Here is a 16,444-nt window from a genome sequence, read left to right as displayed (position 1 = left end):
TAGTCAATCTTATTTATATAAATGTCCGGACGCAGATCACCCGCCAAAGGAATGCTCTGAATTTTCAGAGATTAAGTGGGATCAGTCCGAGGTCGTACCGATCCGGTGCCGGCAGGCCGGCCAAGCGCTTCCTGTTCGTGACCAAGCACCCACTGCCGTTCGTGTTCTTCGATCATGTGCCACAGGACCGTCCAGTATCCCTTGACCGATTCGGGGCCGGCCAAATCGAACGCACGGCGGACGCGGGCAAACTGGTGTGAGGTCAGTTGCTTCAGCAATTCGGACCCGCGAGCCGTGGTGTAGAGATTCCGCTGGCGGCGGTCCACTTCCGACGTGCGCTGTTCGATCAGGCCCATCCGGACCAGGTCCCCCATTGGACGGTGAACGTTCTGGTTGGTGACACGGATCAGCCGAAGAAGATGGCCCACCGGAACCCCGGGCATCGCGTCGACGAAGTACAGGATCCGATGGTGGACACGACCGATGCCCAGATCCAGCTCCTTGATCCGAAGGTCGGCATCCGCGATCAGGTTCAGCTGTGACAGGAACTGCAGTTCCATCGTCAGCCAGGGCGCTTTCGGGTCATCGGGGGATGGCAACGTGGGCAGTGGCGTCAGGCTGTCGTCCGGTTCCGGTGCCCGGTCGTCGCTTGGTGCATCATCCATATGTATCGGTCGTCCCTGAACGCAATTGGCGGGGACTTTGGCGAAGGCCGGAAGAATGCACAAGAAGCAAACTATATCTACAATTCGTTTATAACAACTGTATTGACCTAAATTGGCGACGCCCGTACAACTGCCATGCTGCGCCCAACCGCAGCCGGGGGGAAGCAGGCTGGACGAAGGCCAGGGGGACGCGGTCCCCGGCGCCGTTGCGTTCAGCCGGCGGAGGGATTATCGCGATGAGATTGCTGGATTATTTTGAAAAGGGGCTGGAAACCGGGCCGGACCGGGTCGCCTTCGTGGACACGCAAACGTCGCTGACATTCGGCGAGGCGGCCACCGTCGGAAAGAGGATCGCAGCCGCCCTGCATGCGCAGGGGCTGTCCGTCGATACCCGGGCCGCGCTGTTCAGCCCGAACGACGCGCGTGCGTTCAGCTGCCTTGTGGGCATGTTCTATGCCGGCGCTGTCTGGGTCCCGACCAATGCCCGCAACACGGTGGCGGCCAATGCGCATCTGCTGAACCTGACCGGATGCGAGATCCTGTTCTATCATTCCGCGTTGGAAGACGAGGCGCTGGACCTTGCGGCCGCCGTTCCGTCGCTTCGGCTGGTGGTGTGCCTGGACCGGGCGGGCCGCGACGGCGCCCACTCGATGGAAACGTTCACGGCCGGGGCGACCGGACCCGCACCCGACGTGCCCGAAGCTCCCGAACGGATCACATCGATCTTCCCGACCGGCGGCACCACGGGCCTGTCCAAGGGTGCCCGGTGGTCGCAGCGGCTGTGGGGCGTGATGGTCAGCGCCTTCTGGGCGAACATGCCCAGCGACGTGCCGGTCGTGCACCTTGTCGCCGGGCCGATGACGCATGCCGCCGGCGGGCTTGCCGTCATGGCGATGGCGCGGGGCGGAACCAATGTGGTGGTGCCGAGGGCAGATCCGCTGCTGATCATGCAGACCATCGAACAATACGGGATTACCCATCTCTATCTGCCGCCGACCGTGCTCTATGCGATGCTGGCGCATCCGGACGTGCGCAAGTTCGACTATTCCTCGCTCAGGCATTTTGTACTGGCCGCCGCCCCCTGCGCGCCCGAGAAGCTGCGCGAGGCGATATCGGTGTTCGGGCCGGTGATGTGTCAGTGCTATGGCCAGGCCGAGGCGCCGATGTTCATCACCTTCATGCCGCGTGAAACGTTGGCCGCGGCCCATGGCGACAACGACACGACCCTGTTCGCCAGCTGCGGGCGGCCCAGCCTGTTCGTCCGCGTGGCGATTGTCGACGACGCGGGGAACGAACTGCCGACCGGCGAACGGGGCGAGATCGCGGTCAGCGGGCCGCTGGTCTTCGACGGCTACCTGGACAATCCCGAGGCCATGGCCAAGGCGTTCCGGAAGGGCAGGTTGCTGACCGGGGATGTCGGTTATCGCGACGATCAGGGCTATGTCTACATCGTCGACCGCAAGAAAGACATGATCGTCACCGGCGGCTTCAATGTCTATTCGGCCGAGGTGGAGCAGGTGATCCTGTCGCATCCCGCCATCGACGAATGCGCCGTGATCGGCGTCCCCGATCCGAAATGGGGCGAGGCCGTCAAGGCGGTGGTCGAGGTCCGGCAGGGTTCAGAGGTCACCCCGGAAGAGATCATCGGCCTGGTCAAGGCACAACTTGGCGGGGTGCACGCGCCGAAATCGGTCGAAATCTGGCCCGAACTGCCGCGAAGCCCGGCGGGCAAGGTCCTGAAACGCGACATTCGCGACAGGTACTGGGCCCAGGAAACGCGCGCAGTCTGACCGGACCGCGCACAGCCATCCGATCCACAGGAGGGAGAGTGAAATGACAAAGGACAACAACGTCGTTGTCGCCGGCGTCGGCATGATCAAGTTCGCCAAACCTGGCCAGTCCGATCCCTATGACAGCATGGCCGCCGCCGCCGTGCGCGAGGCGCTGGCGGATGCCGGGCTGGGCTATGACGCGATCCAGTCCGCCTATGCGGGCTATGTCTACGGCGATAGCACCAGCGGACAGAGGGCACTCTACTCCGTGGGGATGAGCGGGATTCCCATCGTCAACGTGAACAACAACTGTTCCACCGGGTCCACCGCGCTTTACCTTGCGCGCCAGGCCATTGTGCACGGGATGGCCGATTGCGTGCTGGCCGTCGGATTCGAGCAGATGCGCCCCGGCGCCCTTGGCAATGTCTACGAGGACCGCCCCAGCCCGTTCGATGCCTTCGATGCGGCGACCGATGCCCTTGTGGGCCATGCAGAGGTCCCGCTGGCCCTGCGATATTTCGGCGGGGCGGGTCTGTCGCACATGGAGAAATACGGCACCAGGCTGGAGGACTTTGCCGAAGTGCGCGCCAAGGCCAGTCGCCATGCCGCCAGGAACCCGCTTGCCCTGTTCCGCACCGAGGTCACGGCCGACGAGGTCATGGCCAGCCCGGTGCTCTGGCCCGGCGCGCTGACCCGGCTGATGGCCTGTCCGCCGACCTGCGGCGCGGCCGCCGCGATCCTCGTGTCGCCGGCCTATGCGCGAAAACACGGTCTGAACGACGGCGTCAGCATGATCGCGCAGGAAATGGTGACCGACCGGCCCGGCACCTTCGACAGCGGCGACATGATGCGCGTGGTGGGCTACGACATGACCGCCGAAGCCTCGGCCCGGGTTTACGAAACGGCAGGCATCGGGCCCGAAGACATCGATGTGGTCGAACTGCACGACTGTTTCGCCCAGAACGAGCTGATCACCTATGAAGGGCTGGGCCTTTGCCCCGAAGGCGGTGCAGCCAGGTTCATCGCCGATGGCGACAATACCTATGGCGGGCAGGTGGTGACAAATCCGTCGGGCGGGCTCTTGTCCAAGGGGCATCCGCTGGGTGCGACGGGGCTGGCGCAGTGTTTCGAACTGACACATCAGCTGCGGGGCACCGCCGGTGAACGGCAGGTGGATAGTGCCCGAATTGCGCTTCAGCACAACCTGGGTCTGGGCGGTGCCTGCGTCATCGCCGCGTATCAGCGCAACTAGATCCGTCGGTCCCTGGCGGCGGCCCCGGTGTCCCGTCCGCCAGGGACTTGCGTATGGCAAGGCACTGCGCAAGCTTGGGGCCTGGGCTGCAGCAGGACGTCGTTGCCGGGCTCTCTACCGCTCTGAAAGGTCTTGAGTCGCGCGAGGGGTCGATCACTGGCTCTACGGCGCTGGTGGCGGTCATGGTCGCGCCCGTAGCGATGGGCATTGCAGGGGCTGTCGCCGCAGCCGCTTCAGCCTGCTGCGATAGCCCGAAGGCGCCTTGGCCGCTTCCCCGTATGCCGACGCCGGCAAGGCCAGCGCGTCGGTGTCGACAGCGCGCGCCGCGATCCCCTGCAATTCGGCGCAGCGCCAGACCGGGCGTCGGCACAAGCTGCGCCGCTTCACGCCGGAAGCGCGGGGGTGTCCTTTTCCACCCATGGAATGCCTCCTGCTTGCTCGGCGGCTGCCTCCTCGTTCCCGGGCGCGGTTCACACGACCTTGTCCGCAACGCATCGGGACAGGACCGTACAGACGGGTCTCCAGGACGGGATTGCGGAGCATGTGTCGCGGGGCGTCCGGCGACGATTCCGGTTAGGCGCGTTCGCGTTGTGGCGCGATCACCATGAAATTGGCCGATAAAGCCGAAGGTGCGGCGGTTTCGATGATCGTTCAACAGGTTAGAGCGTTCAATTTTTGGCCAAACCGCCCCCTTGCTAGGCGGAATGAACACCGCAATGCTTAACAAGCAATTTGTCGCACTTTGGCCAGGAGGAGAACGGCCAAAGCACCCCGACAAACCGGAGGAGACAATCCCTAGACGTTGGGCATGGCGCCTAACCTCTTAAGATCGTGCCGCTTTCTGCCCTGCCCGGTGGATTGTCGGAGCGGTGAAGCTATGAGGATGCGAATGAGTTTTTCACATATCAGCGTCGAGCCTTTGACCCCGACTATCGGCGGCATCATTCACGGGGTGGATCTGAACGCGGTCAAGAACCCGGCGGTCTACGAGGAGATAAAGCAGGCCCTGTGGAAGCACGGAGTCATTTTCTTCCGAAATCAGCCGATCAAGCCAGAGGCCTATCTGAACCTTGGCCGCGTCTTCGGCGAACCGGAAAAGCACGAATTCTTCCCGCATGTCGAAGGCTTTCCACAGATCCAGAAGATTTCGCACCAGGGGTACAGCAAACCCGACACCGACCGCTGGCACCATGACGTGTCGTTCCGGAAAAGTCCGACACTGGTGTCGATCCTGCGCGCCAACCAGCTGCCGCAGTCGGGTGGCGACACGATGTGGATGAACTGTGCCCGGGCCTTCGAGGAACTGGGACCGGGCCTGCAGAGCCTGCTTCTGGGGGTCGAGGCGGTGCATGACCTGCCCTGGTCGTTCCGCAAGAACGACAACTACGCGACCATTGCCGAGATGAACGGCGTCGACCGGCTGGAATACGAGCTGGACATGATCCGCAAGAGCCCCGAGATGGCCCACCCGGCCATCGTCAACCACCCGGTCACGAAGAAGCTGACGCTCTACGTGAACTCGATCTGGACGCGGAAGCTGCGGGGCATTCACCCCGACCTTTCGGACGCGCTGCTGGCAATGCTGTTCGAATGGGTGAAGAAGCCCGAATTCATGTGCCGCTTCCGGTGGGAACAGGATTCCATTGCGATCTGGGACAACCTGGCCACCCAGCACTACGCCGTCTTCGACTATGCTCCGCATTACCGCGAGATGCTGCGCATGACCGCCGGCAATTTCACCCCCGAACTGGACCGCGCCACGGTCCCGGCGGAAATGGTTCCGGCGTCCTGGCATTCTTCGCCGTCGGCCCAGCGGGCGCTGGACAGCATCGTCGACAAGTCGCGGCTGGCGCAGTCCAGCCCGCAGGAACGGGCTGCCGTCGGCGCCATCTTCGAAGCCCTGGACCGGGTCGATCTCGATGCCCTTGCCGCACGTGCCAAGCGCTGAAGGGAGGCAGGCCGATGAACATGGTTCCGGACCTCGACAAGGACCTGATGGCGCTGCAATCCGCGCGACATCTTCTGGCAAATGCGCGGCATGCAGCAACGGCCTTTGCCGCGTTCGACGAGGCGACAGCGAAGGAGATCGGGCGGACGATCGCGGAACGGATGTCCCTCCGGGCTGAGCATTACGCCAAGGCAGAGCTGCGTGAGGGCGGCTTTGGCAACTTGGCGGACAAGCTGACCAAGTTTCGGCTGACGACGCTGCCGTTGTACGAAGAGCTGAAGGACCTGAAGCTGGGCGGCGCCCGGCGGGTTGCGGCGGACAAGGTGGTGGAGATCTGTCGCCCCGCGGGCGTGATCGTGGGCCTGTCGAACTCGACCTCGCCCGTGACCACGGTCATCTTCAAGGCGATCTGCGCGATGATGACCCGCAATGCCATCGTCTTCAGCCCGCATCCCGCGCTTCTGGACTGCACGGTCGAGGCGGCGCGAGAGATCGCGGCGATTGCCGAGGCCGCCGGCGCGCCGAAACACGCGATCCAGGTGCTGGACACGCCCACGATGCAGGCCGTCGACGCGATGATGAAGTCGCCCTTGACCGACCTGATCCTGGCGACCGGTGGCGGACCGATGGTGCGCGCGGCCTATTCGTCGGGCAATCCGGCGCTGGGGGTCGGGCCCGGCAATGCGCCGGTCTATGTCGATGCCTCGGCCGACCTGGACCGCGCGGCCGAGATGATCCTGGAAGGCAAGGATTTCGACCACGGCACACCCTGTTCGGCGCCGTCGGTCATCCTGGCCGACCGGCCCGTGGCGGCAAAGCTGCGCGAGCTGCTGCAGGCCCGGGGCGGGCATGTCTTCTGCGAAGACGGCACCCGGGCGCTGCGCGATCATGCCTTCCCGGGGGGAAAGCTGAATGTCGCCATCGTCGGCAAATCGTCAGAGACCATCGCCAGCAGCGCGGGCCTGTCGGTGGCGCAGAACTGCCGCGCCCTGATCTGCCCGCTGGCGAACCCGGACCGGACCGAGCCGTTGCTGAAGGAAAAGCTTTCACCCGTTCTGGGCTTTACCGAGGTCGACGGGATCGACGGCGCGATCGACGTGGCGCGCGAGATGCTGACACTGGCCGGCGCAGGCCACACCTGCGGGATCTATACTGCCGATCCGGGGCAGGCGGTCCAGTTCGGGGTCATGCTGGATTACAACCGGATCGTCGTGAACGAGAACGTCACGACAGGCGCCATCGGCTTCAACACGGGGCTGCCCACCACGACGACCATCGGCACCGGCTTCGCGGGGCGCAGTTCGGTCGACCACAATGTGGGCCCTCTGGACCTGATCAACTGGAAGCGTGTGGCTTTCCCGCTGGAGCTCCGCGATCTGGACGCCGTTGCGCCGCCGCCCGCCACGGGCGCGGTCCCCGAAACCTGGAAAAACGAACTGCGCGCGCTTCTGCGCGAGGAACTGGCAAGGACGGTGTAGGCATCATGGCAAATCTTCGATCTTACATCTTCCTGGACCAGCTGCAGCCGCAGACCATGTGCCTGCTGGGTGCAAACATGCGGGGGTTTCTGCCGCGGGCCAACGATGCCGCCCTGATCGTCGAGGTGGCGCCCGGCATGGATATCGAGTGGATCACCGATGTCGCGCTGAAGCATGAGAACGTGAAGCCCGGGAACCTGGTCGTCGAACGGCAGTTCGGTTATCTCGAATTCCATTCGCCGTTCTCGTCTTCGGTCAAGTCGGCAGGGGCCGAGATCCTGGACAGCATCGGTGCCAGCGCATCCGATGCGATCCGGCCGGAAATCCTGTCGTCGCGGGTCGTGGACCGGGTCGACAACCTGCATTCCTTTCTGATCAACCGCACCAAGACGGGGTCGATGCTGCTGCCGTCGGAATCGCTTTTCATCCTTGAAACGCAGCCCGCGGCCTATGCGCTATTGGCGGTGAACGAGGCCGAGAAAGCCGCGGACGTGAAGCTGGTGGAATGCCGGTTCATGGGGGCGGCAGGGCGCATCTATCTGTCGGGCGAGGCATCGAGCGTCCGCGCTGCACAGGATGCGGCCGAACGGGCGCTGCAGATGGTCGAGGGGAGGGCTGTGTGATGTCAGCCGACCTGTCGACCCTTGTGCGCGAAATCGTGGCAGAGACCTTTGCAGGCACCGCCGGCGATAGCGCGGGCCTGGTCATCCCGGTGAAGGTCGAGACGGATGAGGACCGCGCCATCTTCGTCGAGCTTCTGCTGGCCATGGCCACGGCACCGGCGCTTGGGGATCTGCTGGGCAAGCGGGTGATCCGCTTCTGTGCCGGGCAGACCGGCAAGGGCCCTGCGCCGGAGCCTGCGAAAGCCCCGGCTCTGGCGAAACCCCTGCCATCCGCGAAGCCGAAGACGGAGCCGAAGCCCCAACCGAAGGTCCAGGCAAGATCCCAGGCAAAGCCCCAGCAGCGGCCCGACCTGCCGCGCGATATCGCCCCCAAGCGCGTGATCACCGAACGCATGGTCCGCGATCTGGGGCAGGGCGATCTTGTCGTGCCCGTCAATGCCGTGATCACACCCCTGGCGCGCGAGGCCGCGCGAAGGTGCGGCGTCACGATTCGGAGGGAGACGCCATGAAACTGGGCACCGTCACCGGGCGGGTCTGGGCCACGAAGCGGCTCGATCGATTGCCACCGGGGGCGTTGCTTCTGATCGCGCTCGACGGGTCGGAGGAGACCATCGTCGCCTTCGACACGCTGGGCTGCGGCGACGGTGAGCGTGTGATCGTGTCAGAGGACGACGGCGCCGCAGACCTGATCCTTGGGCAGGACACCGTGATCGACGCCCTGATCGTTGGGATCGTCGATACCCAAAGCTGAACTGAATTCGAGACTTCAAAGGAGAAACCCATGTCTCAGTCCATCGGAATGATCGAAACCCGCGGCTACATCGCCGCCTATGCCGCCGCCGACGCCATGGTGAAGGCCGCAAATGTCACGATCAGCGGCTATCATCAGGTCGGCGGCGGCCTGGTCACGGTCGAGGTGACCGGCGATGTCGGCGCCGTGAAGGCCGCGACCGAAGCCGGGACCGAAGCCGCCAACCATGTGGGTGAGGTCGTGTCCGTCCACGTCGTCCCGCGGCCCCATGCCGATGTCGCGAAGGCGTTCGGAAAGTAACCTTTTTCCGCGCACCAGCCGCATTCCCCCGCAACGACCGGAGGCCGAAATGAGCAAACCGCAACTGCGCGTGTATCTTCCAATTCCCGACCTGCAGCGCCAATTCGCGGCATTCCTCAGTTCGCCTTTGCCAGCCCGGGGATATGTACCGCTGGAAGGGACGAATTCGCTGTTCATCGAGATCGCCCCGGGCCTGTCGATCGAGCGCATGCTTGACCTTGCCCTGAAGAAGGAGCCCGGCGTCGAGCCGGGCATGCTTGCCGTGGAACGCCAGTTCGGCATGCTGGAGATCCACAGCGACGACACCCAGGCCCTGGACCGGGCCGGCAAGGCCATGCTGGACTGGCTGGAAACCGACGCAGACGCACAGATCCCGCCCGAGCTGATGTTTTCGGACATCATCGAGGACATTTCCGACCGTCATGCCGTCATGATCAACCGGGCCAAACAGGCCAGCATGCTGCTGCCCGGCCAGTCCCTGCTGATCATGGAGGTGACGCCCGCGCTCTACGGTGCCTATTTGGCCAATGCTGCGGAAAAGGCAGAACCCGGCAATGTTTTGGTCGATTGCCGATTGATCGGGGCCAGCGGACGCATCTACGTGTCCGGGACGCCCGAACGTCTTGCGCGGACGCGGAAAGCGGTCGAGGCCGGGATCAAGACCCTGTCGCGCCCCAAAGCGGCATCGACGGGCAAGTCGTAGTCAATCCCGGGGGCGATGCCATGCAGCACAGGACCGATCGCGAAGCAGGTGCTTCGGGCAAGCCGTCGCAGCGGGCCCCCGGCAAGACGCGCATCGCCATCGTGCTGCCGCCCAATGCGCTCGTCTCGGCGGTGTGCGGAGCCTATGACATCCTGTCGTCGGCCGGGATGATCTGGTCGACGCTGCGCTACGGCGTGTCGCGCGATCCGATCTTCGATATCTCGGTTGTCGCCCCCAGGGCCGGCCCCGCCGAATGTCTGTGGGATATCCAGATCTTCGCCCACAAGGCGCTGAGCGAGGCCACGGACAGCGACATCGTGGTGATCCCCACCTTCGAGGCCAGCACGGTCTCGCGGCCCCGGCCCGAGCTCGATCACCCGGACATGCTGGAAATCATGGACTGGCTGAAGGGCATCCATGATCGCGGCGGCATGCTGTGCAGCATTTCGACAGGGTCGCTTCTGCTGGCCGAGATGGGGCTTCTGGACGGGGAAGAGGCTACGACGCACTGGGCCTACGCACAGGCGGTCGAGGCCTGGTATCCGAAGGTGAAGTTCAACTATGAACGCGCCGTCTATCGCGTGGGTCCGGACCGGAGGATCTGGGTCGCCGGCGGCGGGACCTGCTGGCAGGATCTTGTCGTCCAGCTGATCGCACGCGCGGCGGGCCCGCTGGTGGCGGCACAGACCGCGCGGTCCTTCACCATCTTCGGGCAGCGCGGTGGGCAGCTGCCCTTCACCGAATTCCAGCCGCGCCTGGATCATGGCGATGCCGCCATTCTTCGGGCACAGACCTGGATCGATGAACAACACGCCGCGCCGGATGCCATTTCCGGCGCGCGCGAAGCCTCGGGGCTGACCGACCGGACCTTCAAGCGCCGTTTCAAGAGCGCGACCGGCCTGCCGCCCACCGTCTACCTGCAGAAGACACGGGTCATAGAAGCCCGGATGCTGCTGGAATCGACCAACCTGCGGATCGACGAGGTCGCCGAGGCTGTCGGTTATGGCGACGCGGCCTTCTTCCGTAACCTGTTCAAGAAGGTGCTGGGCCTTCACCCCAGCGAATACCGCGATCAGTTCAGCCTGCTCGGGGCGGAACCGGAAGACCGACTTCCGGGCGGCCGCGCACAGCGCCGCTGACAGAAAAGACAACTAGGGAGGAATAACATGTACCGAATTGCAAGCGCGGCCCTGGCCATCGCCATCGCATTGTCGACCACGCCGCTGGACGCCCGGGAAATCCGTTCGGGCGGCGCGGCCCCCGAAGCTTCGCCCTGGGGCAAGCTGATGAACGACTATGTCGCCCATGTCGCCGAGGTTTCGGGGGGCAAGCTGACGGTCAACCATTTCCACAACAGCGAACTGGGCGACGAACAGACCATGGCCCGCCAGACCGCACGCGGGCGGCTCGACATGGCGCTTTTGTCGAATACCGGCGCCTCGATGCTGGTGCCCGAATATGCGCTGACGGCGGCACCCTATCTTTACAGCAGCGCGGCACAGGCGGATTGCGTTTCGGACGAACACCTGACCAACGCCTTCGGCGACGCTTTCGAGGCGGCCGGCGTGCATCCCGTCGTCTCGATGTTCACCGGCAACCAGATCCTGCTGGGCAAGACGCTGATCCGGTCGCCCGACGATCTTCACGGCCTGAAGATCCGCACCGCGCCGACCATTCCCGATACCGTCTACCTGAAGACCGCAGGCGGAAATGTCGTGCCCCTGGGGACGGTGGACACCATGCCGGCGCTGAAGACCGGAAACGTCAATGCCGTCAGCTGGCCCGCCCTCTACGGGATTGCCGCCGGCTATGCCGCCGAGGCCCCGCAGATCACAGTGACCAATCATTCGGTCCAGGTCGGTCTGATGGTGGTTTCCAAGCGGCTCTGGGACAGTCTCAGCGACGAGGAAAAGGGTTGGCTGACGCCGCCGCCCGAAATGTTCGATGGCCTGCGCGAAACCGTCCGCCAGACCGAGAAGTCGCTTCTGAACAAGGTCGAGGCCGAGGGGGCAACCGTCTATTACCCGGATGCCGAGGATCTGGCCGCTTGGAAGTCCTTTGCCCCTGCCGCACAGAAGGCGATTGTCGCCGACATGGGGGGTAATGCGGCAGAGGTCTGGAAGACCCTCGTCGCCGCCACGGCCGCCTGCAGCGACTGATCCAGGGGCTGACGTGGAACGCGCATTGGGCATATTGACCCGTGTCGAAAGCGTTGTTGCCGCGATGGCTTACACCATCGTGGCAATTCTGCTGATCGGTGACGTGATCGGGCGGGAAGTCTTCAACGTCTCGATCCTGGGAACGAAGATCATCGCCGTCTACACGGCGATTGTCGCGGGCTTCGTCGGGTTCTCGCTGGCAACGGCGGCGAACGCACATCTTCGGCCCGAAGCCTTCGATCGGCTGGTGACGGGCCCCGCGGGTGACGCCCTTGCCCGGACCGGCGACGCGGTCACGGGGGTCTTCTATCTGGTGCTGGCCTGGTTCGGCTTCACCTTCGTGCAATTTTCGATGGAAGCCGGGGACCGGGCTGCGGTCCTCTACTTCGCGCTTTGGCCGATACAGCTGATCATCCCCTATACCTTCGTTTCCTCGGCCATACGCCACTTCGCCTTTGCCTGGCGGCCGGAACTGAAGCCGAACAACGTGGCGGGAGAACGCTGATGGCTGCGCTGGGACTTATCCTGCTCGTTCTGGCCGGGCTGATCATCCGCGTGAATGCGGTCGTCATCCTGCTTGGCGGTCTGGCCTATATCCATCTGGTCTGGGGGGACGGGCACCTGGAATACCTGGTCGAGGACATGTGGATCAGCCTCGACAACGATCTTTTGCTGGCCATCCCGATGTTCCTGATCGCCGGCAACATCATGACGCGCGGATCGATTGCCAAGCGGCTGATCCGTGTCACCACCCTGTTGACCGACCCGCTGCCCGGCGGCATGGGCGTCGCCACGATCCTCAGCTGTGCGATCTTCGCCGCGATTTCGGGTTCTTCTCCGGTGACGCTACTGGCCGTCGGATCTGTCCTTTATCCTGCGCTGCGCGAGGCCGGATACTCGAAAAGCTTCTCGCTGGGCGCCATCACCTCGGGCGGGACGCTGGGCATCATCATTCCGCCATCCATTCCGCTGATCGTCTACGGGCTGGTGACGGAAAAATCGATTGCCGACCTGTTCATCGCCGGGATGATCCCTGGGCTGTTGATGGTGGGTGCGCTGGGGTTCTACAGCTTCTGGATCAATCGCCACCTGCCGTCCAAACCTTTCGACTTCCCGGCGCTGATCCTGGCGCTGAAGGAAGGGATCTGGTCGCTGATGCTGCCCGTCATCCTGCTGGCCGGCATCTATTCGGGCTATTTCTCGCCCACCGAAGCTGCGGCGGTGGCCCTGGCCTACGGTCTTTTCGTCGAGGCGTTCATCCACCGCGAGCTGGGCATCCGCGACTTCTTCCGCACCACCGTCGACACGGCCGTCATGCTGGGCATGCTGTTTCCGATCATCGCCGTGGCGCTCAGCCTGAACACAGTCCTGACGATCGAGCGCGTGCCCCACAGCCTGGCCGACTGGGTGGTGTCCGTGACCGACAGCAAGATTGCCTTCCTGCTGGCCGTCAACCTGCTGCTGCTGCTGGCCGGCTGCCTGATCGACGCGGTGTCCGCGATCCTCATCCTGGGTCCGCTGCTGCTGGCGCCGGCGATGGCGTATGGCATCGATCCAATCCATTTCGGGGTGATGATGGTCATCAACCTGGAAGTCGGATTCCTCACTCCGCCGATCGGGCTGAACCTCTTCGTCGCGATGAGCGCCTTCCGCGTGACCTTCCTGGAAGTCGCCCGCGCCGTCCTGCCCTTTGTCCTGATCATCTTCGGAGTGCTGATGCTGGTGACCTTCATCCCCGGCATATCGCTGGCTTTGCTGAGATGACGGTCGATGCGCGCGCAATCGTCCGAAGCGGCGATAAAAAATGTCAGCGGGATACGCTGGATCCACCAGCGGCAGGGGCCGGGACGAACAGGCAGCCTATTCGGGGAATGACCCGGCCAACCTGAGCGAACCTTCCGGCCGGACACTCTCGAACGCGTCCGGGGATGTCGATCTATCCCCGGAACAATCGGCTGGGGTCAGGGCTCGTTCTCGCTTGAAGTCAGAAGAGGACGGGCGCGGCGAGTGCTATGGCTGAGGAGACGGTTTGCGGGCCACGGTCGTGCCGTGTCGCGACCCGCAAGATCAGCCCGCAGCGCGCCGCCGGTAATGTGGAAGGCCCCGCGCGTCTTCACCCGGAAAAACGCGTCGCGGACCGTTTGGTCGAAGGGCACGACAAAGCCTCTTGTCCTGCGCGCCGTCACCCCGGTCCGGTGCTTCAGGAATTGCGGCCGTCGTGGCGTGCATGGTTCACACGGATCCGGCCTTGGGCTTTCCGGATCCACCTCTGAAGGATGACAGCTTCGGCACCCGGCGCCTACGGCTTCGACGCGATGTCGACCAGCGTTCGGGCGGCCATGCCGGGGCTTGCGCCCATCCCGGTTGCCAGCGCGTTGCAGGCGGACAGGACCCCGTCCTCGTAGGTCGAGCGTGCGTCGCCGATGCGCGCGGTCATCGCGGCAACGGTTGCAGCGGCGATGCCTCGCTCCTGCAGGGCCGGCAGGCGCGAGGTCGCCTCGCCGCCTGCGTCGTTGAACAGGGCCAGGAACGCGTCGGCTTTCAGCGCATTCGCCGGATCGCCGCCGAAGATCGCGCCGTGCGAACCGGTGACGATGATCTGTCCCGCGTCCGCGGGTCGGACGAGGCTGGCGGAATCCACGAGAACAAGGCGCCGTCCGCCCGGGAACGGCTGCCGCTCCTCGCGGGCTTCCCCTGCCGGTCCCGCTGCGACGTCCAGCAAGGCCACGGCGTCGGCGCAGGCCATGCCGCTTTCGGCCCCAGCGGCCCTGGCCACCGCGTTGACATGCGAAATGACCCCGTGGTCCAGCATCGCCTGGGCATTGCCGATGGGGGCGCTGCGGTAATCCACGGCCGCTGCCGCCACGCCCGCTGCCCCAAGCCAGTCAAGCCCGCCGATGCCCGCCTGTTCAAGGCCGATGCCTGCGTCATGGAACACTGCCGCCCTGCAGCCCGAGCGGAAGGCGAGGCAGGCGGCGAAGACGCCGCCATGCGATCCGGTGACCACGACACGGCCGCTGGCATCGCCCAGCTTCGTGACGCTGTCGGCCAGCAGGGGCTCAGGCAACGCGGTCGCCCTTCTTGACCTTGACGGCGCGGCTGTCGGCGGCGGGCAGCATCTTGCCCGGATCGCGCGTCACCACCACGTCCAGAACCGTCGGTCGCCCGGTTTCGGCCAGTCCCCGGCGGATCGCATCGCCCAGGGCGTCCGGCGTTTCGACCCGGATGCCAAGGCAACCCATCGCCTCGGCGACCACGGCGTAATTCGTTTCGGCCAGGTCGCTCGACTGATAGTTGCCGTCGCCGTACATCAGGTGCTGAAGCGCCTTCACATAGCCCGAGGCCGCGTTGTTCACGACCATGATGACGGGGGCAAGCTTCATGCGGCGGGCGGTCTCGATCTCGCCCAGGACCATGTTGAAGCCGCCGTCGCCGGTGATGGCAAAGACCGCGCGTTCGGGCGCAGCAAGGCAGGCGCCGATGGCGCCGGGCAGGCCGTAGCCGATCGAGGCGAAACCCCGGTCCGGCACGAAGCCGCGGCCTGGCCGCTTGCTGTCATAGAGCAGCCCGCCCCAATGCGCCGCGAAGCCGCCATCGGCGATCAGGATCGCGTCGTCGGGCAGGTTTTCGTTCAGTTCCCCGATCATCCGGCCCATCGACACCGGGACCTCGGTACTGGTCAGGCGGGCACTGGCCATCTTGCGCCATTCGTCCATCTTCGTGACGACACCCTCGCACCACGCCTTCCGGGCCCCGGGCGCGGCCTTTCCTTCAAGCGCGGTGTGCAGGTCGCGGATGCCCTCGCGGGCATCCCCCCACAAGGGAAGTTCGGGCGAATAGGTGCGGCCGATCTCCTCGGCCACACAATCCAGGTGGATCACCCGCTTGCCCGGCCCCGGCACGGTATAGCGTTTGGTGGCGATTTCCCCCAGTTTGCAGCCGACGACCAGCAGGCAGTCGCTTTCCTCGATCAGCCCGTTGGCGATCCGGTCGTAGCGGCCGAACAGTCCCGCCGACAGGGGGCTGGTACAGGCGATTGCGCCCTTGCCGCTCATCGTGTGGGCCACGGGGATCTGCGCCGCTTCGGCGAAGGCCTGCAGGTCTTCGGCCGCTTGCGAGATATGCACACCGCCTCCGGCCAGGATCAGCGGGCGTTCCGCCTCGGCGAGCATTGCCGCTGCCTGAGCCAGGGCCGCGGCATCGGGACGGCAGCGCAGGGCGGGCGCGGCTTGGTACCGGGGGTCGCAATGGAAGTCGTCGTCTTCGAACCCGTAGGTTCCATGCGCGATGTCTTCGGGCACGATCAGGACGACGGGCCCGGGCCGCCCTGTCGTTGCCACGGTGAATGCGCGCCGCAGCAGTTCGGGGATGCGCTGGATCACTTCGACCCGGATCACTTCCTTCGCCGCAGGGCGCAGGATCTCGGCCTGCTGGGTTTCCTGCGTCATGTTCTTCCACGAATGATCGCGGTGGGTGTCGCCCACGATGGCCACGATCGGCGATCCAGCGTTCAGCGCCTCGACCAGACCGGTCACAAGGTTCGTGGCCCCCGGGCCCAATGTCGCGTCGACCAGCCCCACCCGGCCCGAGATCTTGGCATAGGCATCGGCCGCGAAGGTGCCGCAGCGTTCGTCGTTGATCAGGTGGTGGTTCAGCCCCAGCCGCCGGGCGGCATCGTAGAAGGGCAGCAGTTGAAAGCCGCCCATGCCGAAGACCGGCCCCGCCTTGTGGGCGAGAAGCGCCCGCACCAGTGCTTCGCCGCCGGTCATCTCGTTCGATTCAGTCATGTGTCA

The 16,444-nt window shown here is 64.9% G+C and carries 16 protein-coding genes; 13 read left to right on the top strand and 3 right to left on the bottom strand.

The window, feature by feature from the left end; all coding sequences use genetic code 11:
- Positions 1–71: 71 nt before the first annotated feature.
- The gene (locus FQK05_RS20180; protein WP_158970254.1) at positions 72–665 is read right to left on the bottom strand and encodes a MarR family winged helix-turn-helix transcriptional regulator; all 594 of its coding nucleotides are present in this window, start codon (positions 663–665) and stop codon (positions 72–74) included.
- A 236-nt stretch (positions 666–901) separates the two neighbouring features.
- Here FQK05_RS20180 and FQK05_RS20175 point away from each other — a divergent pair, with 236 nt between their 5' ends.
- From FQK05_RS20175 to FQK05_RS20115, 13 genes are all read left to right on the top strand, one after another.
- Entirely contained in the window at positions 902–2,455 is a 1,554-nt protein-coding gene (locus FQK05_RS20175) for a class I adenylate-forming enzyme family protein (protein WP_158970252.1), read from the top strand.
- 43 nt (positions 2,456–2,498) lie between these two features.
- Entirely contained in the window at positions 2,499–3,689 is a 1,191-nt protein-coding gene (locus FQK05_RS20170; protein WP_158970250.1) for a lipid-transfer protein, read from the top strand.
- Positions 3,690–4,578: 889 nt separating this feature from the next.
- The gene (locus tag FQK05_RS20165; RefSeq protein WP_158970248.1) at positions 4,579–5,637 is read left to right on the top strand and encodes a TauD/TfdA dioxygenase family protein; all 1,059 of its coding nucleotides are present in this window, start codon (positions 4,579–4,581) and stop codon (positions 5,635–5,637) included.
- A 14-nt stretch (positions 5,638–5,651) separates the two neighbouring features.
- Positions 5,652–7,115: an aldehyde dehydrogenase family protein gene (locus FQK05_RS20160; RefSeq protein WP_158970246.1), complete on the top strand. Its 1,464-nt coding sequence runs from the start codon at positions 5,652–5,654 to the stop codon at positions 7,113–7,115.
- Between the two features lie 5 nt (positions 7,116–7,120).
- Positions 7,121–7,738, top strand: a complete 618-nt coding sequence (locus tag FQK05_RS20155; RefSeq protein ID WP_158970244.1) for a BMC domain-containing protein — start codon at positions 7,121–7,123, stop codon at positions 7,736–7,738.
- The gene (locus FQK05_RS20150) at positions 7,738–8,247 is read left to right on the top strand and encodes a hypothetical protein (RefSeq protein WP_158970242.1); all 510 of its coding nucleotides are present in this window, start codon (positions 7,738–7,740) and stop codon (positions 8,245–8,247) included. The genes FQK05_RS20155 and FQK05_RS20150 overlap by 1 nt, the downstream gene beginning before the upstream one ends.
- On the top strand, positions 8,244–8,489 hold the full coding sequence (locus FQK05_RS20145; RefSeq protein ID WP_158970240.1) for a EutN/CcmL family microcompartment protein: 246 nt from the start codon (positions 8,244–8,246) through the stop codon (positions 8,487–8,489). The genes FQK05_RS20150 and FQK05_RS20145 overlap by 4 nt, the downstream gene beginning before the upstream one ends.
- A 30-nt stretch (positions 8,490–8,519) precedes the next feature.
- On the top strand, positions 8,520–8,789 hold the full coding sequence (locus FQK05_RS20140) for a BMC domain-containing protein (protein WP_158970238.1): 270 nt from the start codon (positions 8,520–8,522) through the stop codon (positions 8,787–8,789).
- A 49-nt stretch (positions 8,790–8,838) separates the two neighbouring features.
- A complete protein-coding gene (locus FQK05_RS20135; RefSeq protein ID WP_199252721.1) occupies positions 8,839–9,492 on the top strand; it encodes a hypothetical protein in 654 nt (217 codons plus the stop codon).
- A gap of 20 nt (positions 9,493–9,512) precedes the next feature.
- Positions 9,513–10,631, top strand: a complete 1,119-nt coding sequence (locus tag FQK05_RS20130) for a GlxA family transcriptional regulator (RefSeq protein WP_158970236.1) — start codon at positions 9,513–9,515, stop codon at positions 10,629–10,631.
- A 27-nt stretch (positions 10,632–10,658) separates the two neighbouring features.
- Positions 10,659–11,651, top strand: coding sequence for a TRAP transporter substrate-binding protein DctP (dctP, locus tag FQK05_RS20125; protein ID WP_158970234.1), 993 nt, complete (start codon positions 10,659–10,661; stop codon positions 11,649–11,651).
- Positions 11,652–11,664: 13 nt separating this feature from the next.
- A complete protein-coding gene (locus tag FQK05_RS20120; protein ID WP_158970232.1) occupies positions 11,665–12,156 on the top strand; it encodes a TRAP transporter small permease in 492 nt (163 codons plus the stop codon).
- Positions 12,156–13,415 carry a TRAP transporter large permease gene (locus tag FQK05_RS20115; RefSeq protein WP_233270598.1) on the top strand — a complete coding sequence of 420 codons (1,260 nt, stop codon included), beginning with the start codon at positions 12,156–12,158 and terminating at the stop codon, positions 13,413–13,415. Before FQK05_RS20120 ends, FQK05_RS20115 begins: the two co-directional genes overlap by 1 nt.
- 535 nt (positions 13,416–13,950) lie before the next feature.
- Here the strand turns inward: FQK05_RS20115 and FQK05_RS20110 are convergent.
- On the bottom strand, positions 13,951–14,718 hold the full coding sequence (locus tag FQK05_RS20110; RefSeq protein ID WP_158970230.1) for a hypothetical protein: 768 nt from the start codon (positions 14,716–14,718) through the stop codon (positions 13,951–13,953).
- On the bottom strand, positions 14,711–16,438 hold the full coding sequence (locus FQK05_RS20105; protein ID WP_158970228.1) for a thiamine pyrophosphate-binding protein: 1,728 nt from the start codon (positions 16,436–16,438) through the stop codon (positions 14,711–14,713). Before FQK05_RS20105 ends, FQK05_RS20110 begins: the two co-directional genes overlap by 8 nt.
- Between the last annotated feature and the right edge of the window lie 6 nt (positions 16,439–16,444).

The organism is Chachezhania sediminis (assembly GCF_009765275.1).
In the GTDB taxonomy this organism is placed as follows: domain Bacteria; phylum Pseudomonadota; class Alphaproteobacteria; order Rhodobacterales; family Rhodobacteraceae; genus Chachezhania; species Chachezhania sediminis.
Note: the sequence above shows the minus strand (reverse complement) of the source record. Positions and strands in the feature narration are given on the sequence as shown.

What these genes read in the sequence shown, in the direction of transcription:
- FQK05_RS20175 (WP_158970252.1), top strand. Translation starts at nt 902, where the DNA reads ATGAGATTGCTGGATTATTTTGAAAAGGGGCTGGAAACCGGGCCGGAC.
- FQK05_RS20160 (WP_158970246.1), top strand. Translation starts at nt 5,652, where the DNA reads ATGAACATGGTTCCGGACCTCGACAAGGACCTGATGGCGCTGCAATCC.
- FQK05_RS20135 (WP_199252721.1), top strand. Translation starts at nt 8,839, where the DNA reads ATGAGCAAACCGCAACTGCGCGTGTATCTTCCAATTCCCGACCTGCAG.
- FQK05_RS20130 (WP_158970236.1), top strand. Translation starts at nt 9,513, where the DNA reads ATGCAGCACAGGACCGATCGCGAAGCAGGTGCTTCGGGCAAGCCGTCG.
- FQK05_RS20170 (WP_158970250.1), top strand. Translation starts at nt 2,499, where the DNA reads ATGACAAAGGACAACAACGTCGTTGTCGCCGGCGTCGGCATGATCAAG.
- FQK05_RS20165 (WP_158970248.1), top strand. Translation starts at nt 4,579, where the DNA reads ATGAGTTTTTCACATATCAGCGTCGAGCCTTTGACCCCGACTATCGGC.
- FQK05_RS20145 (WP_158970240.1), top strand. Translation starts at nt 8,244, where the DNA reads ATGAAACTGGGCACCGTCACCGGGCGGGTCTGGGCCACGAAGCGGCTC.
- FQK05_RS20155 (WP_158970244.1), top strand. Translation starts at nt 7,121, where the DNA reads ATGGCAAATCTTCGATCTTACATCTTCCTGGACCAGCTGCAGCCGCAG.
- FQK05_RS20140 (WP_158970238.1), top strand. Translation starts at nt 8,520, where the DNA reads ATGTCTCAGTCCATCGGAATGATCGAAACCCGCGGCTACATCGCCGCC.
- dctP (WP_158970234.1), top strand. Translation starts at nt 10,659, where the DNA reads ATGTACCGAATTGCAAGCGCGGCCCTGGCCATCGCCATCGCATTGTCG.
- FQK05_RS20115 (WP_233270598.1), top strand. Translation starts at nt 12,156, where the DNA reads ATGGCTGCGCTGGGACTTATCCTGCTCGTTCTGGCCGGGCTGATCATC.
- FQK05_RS20105 (WP_158970228.1), bottom strand. Translation starts at nt 16,438, where the DNA reads ATGACTGAATCGAACGAGATGACCGGCGGCGAAGCACTGGTGCGGGCG.
- FQK05_RS20180 (WP_158970254.1), bottom strand. Translation starts at nt 665, where the DNA reads ATGGATGATGCACCAAGCGACGACCGGGCACCGGAACCGGACGACAGC.
- FQK05_RS20150 (WP_158970242.1), top strand. Translation starts at nt 7,738, where the DNA reads ATGTCAGCCGACCTGTCGACCCTTGTGCGCGAAATCGTGGCAGAGACC.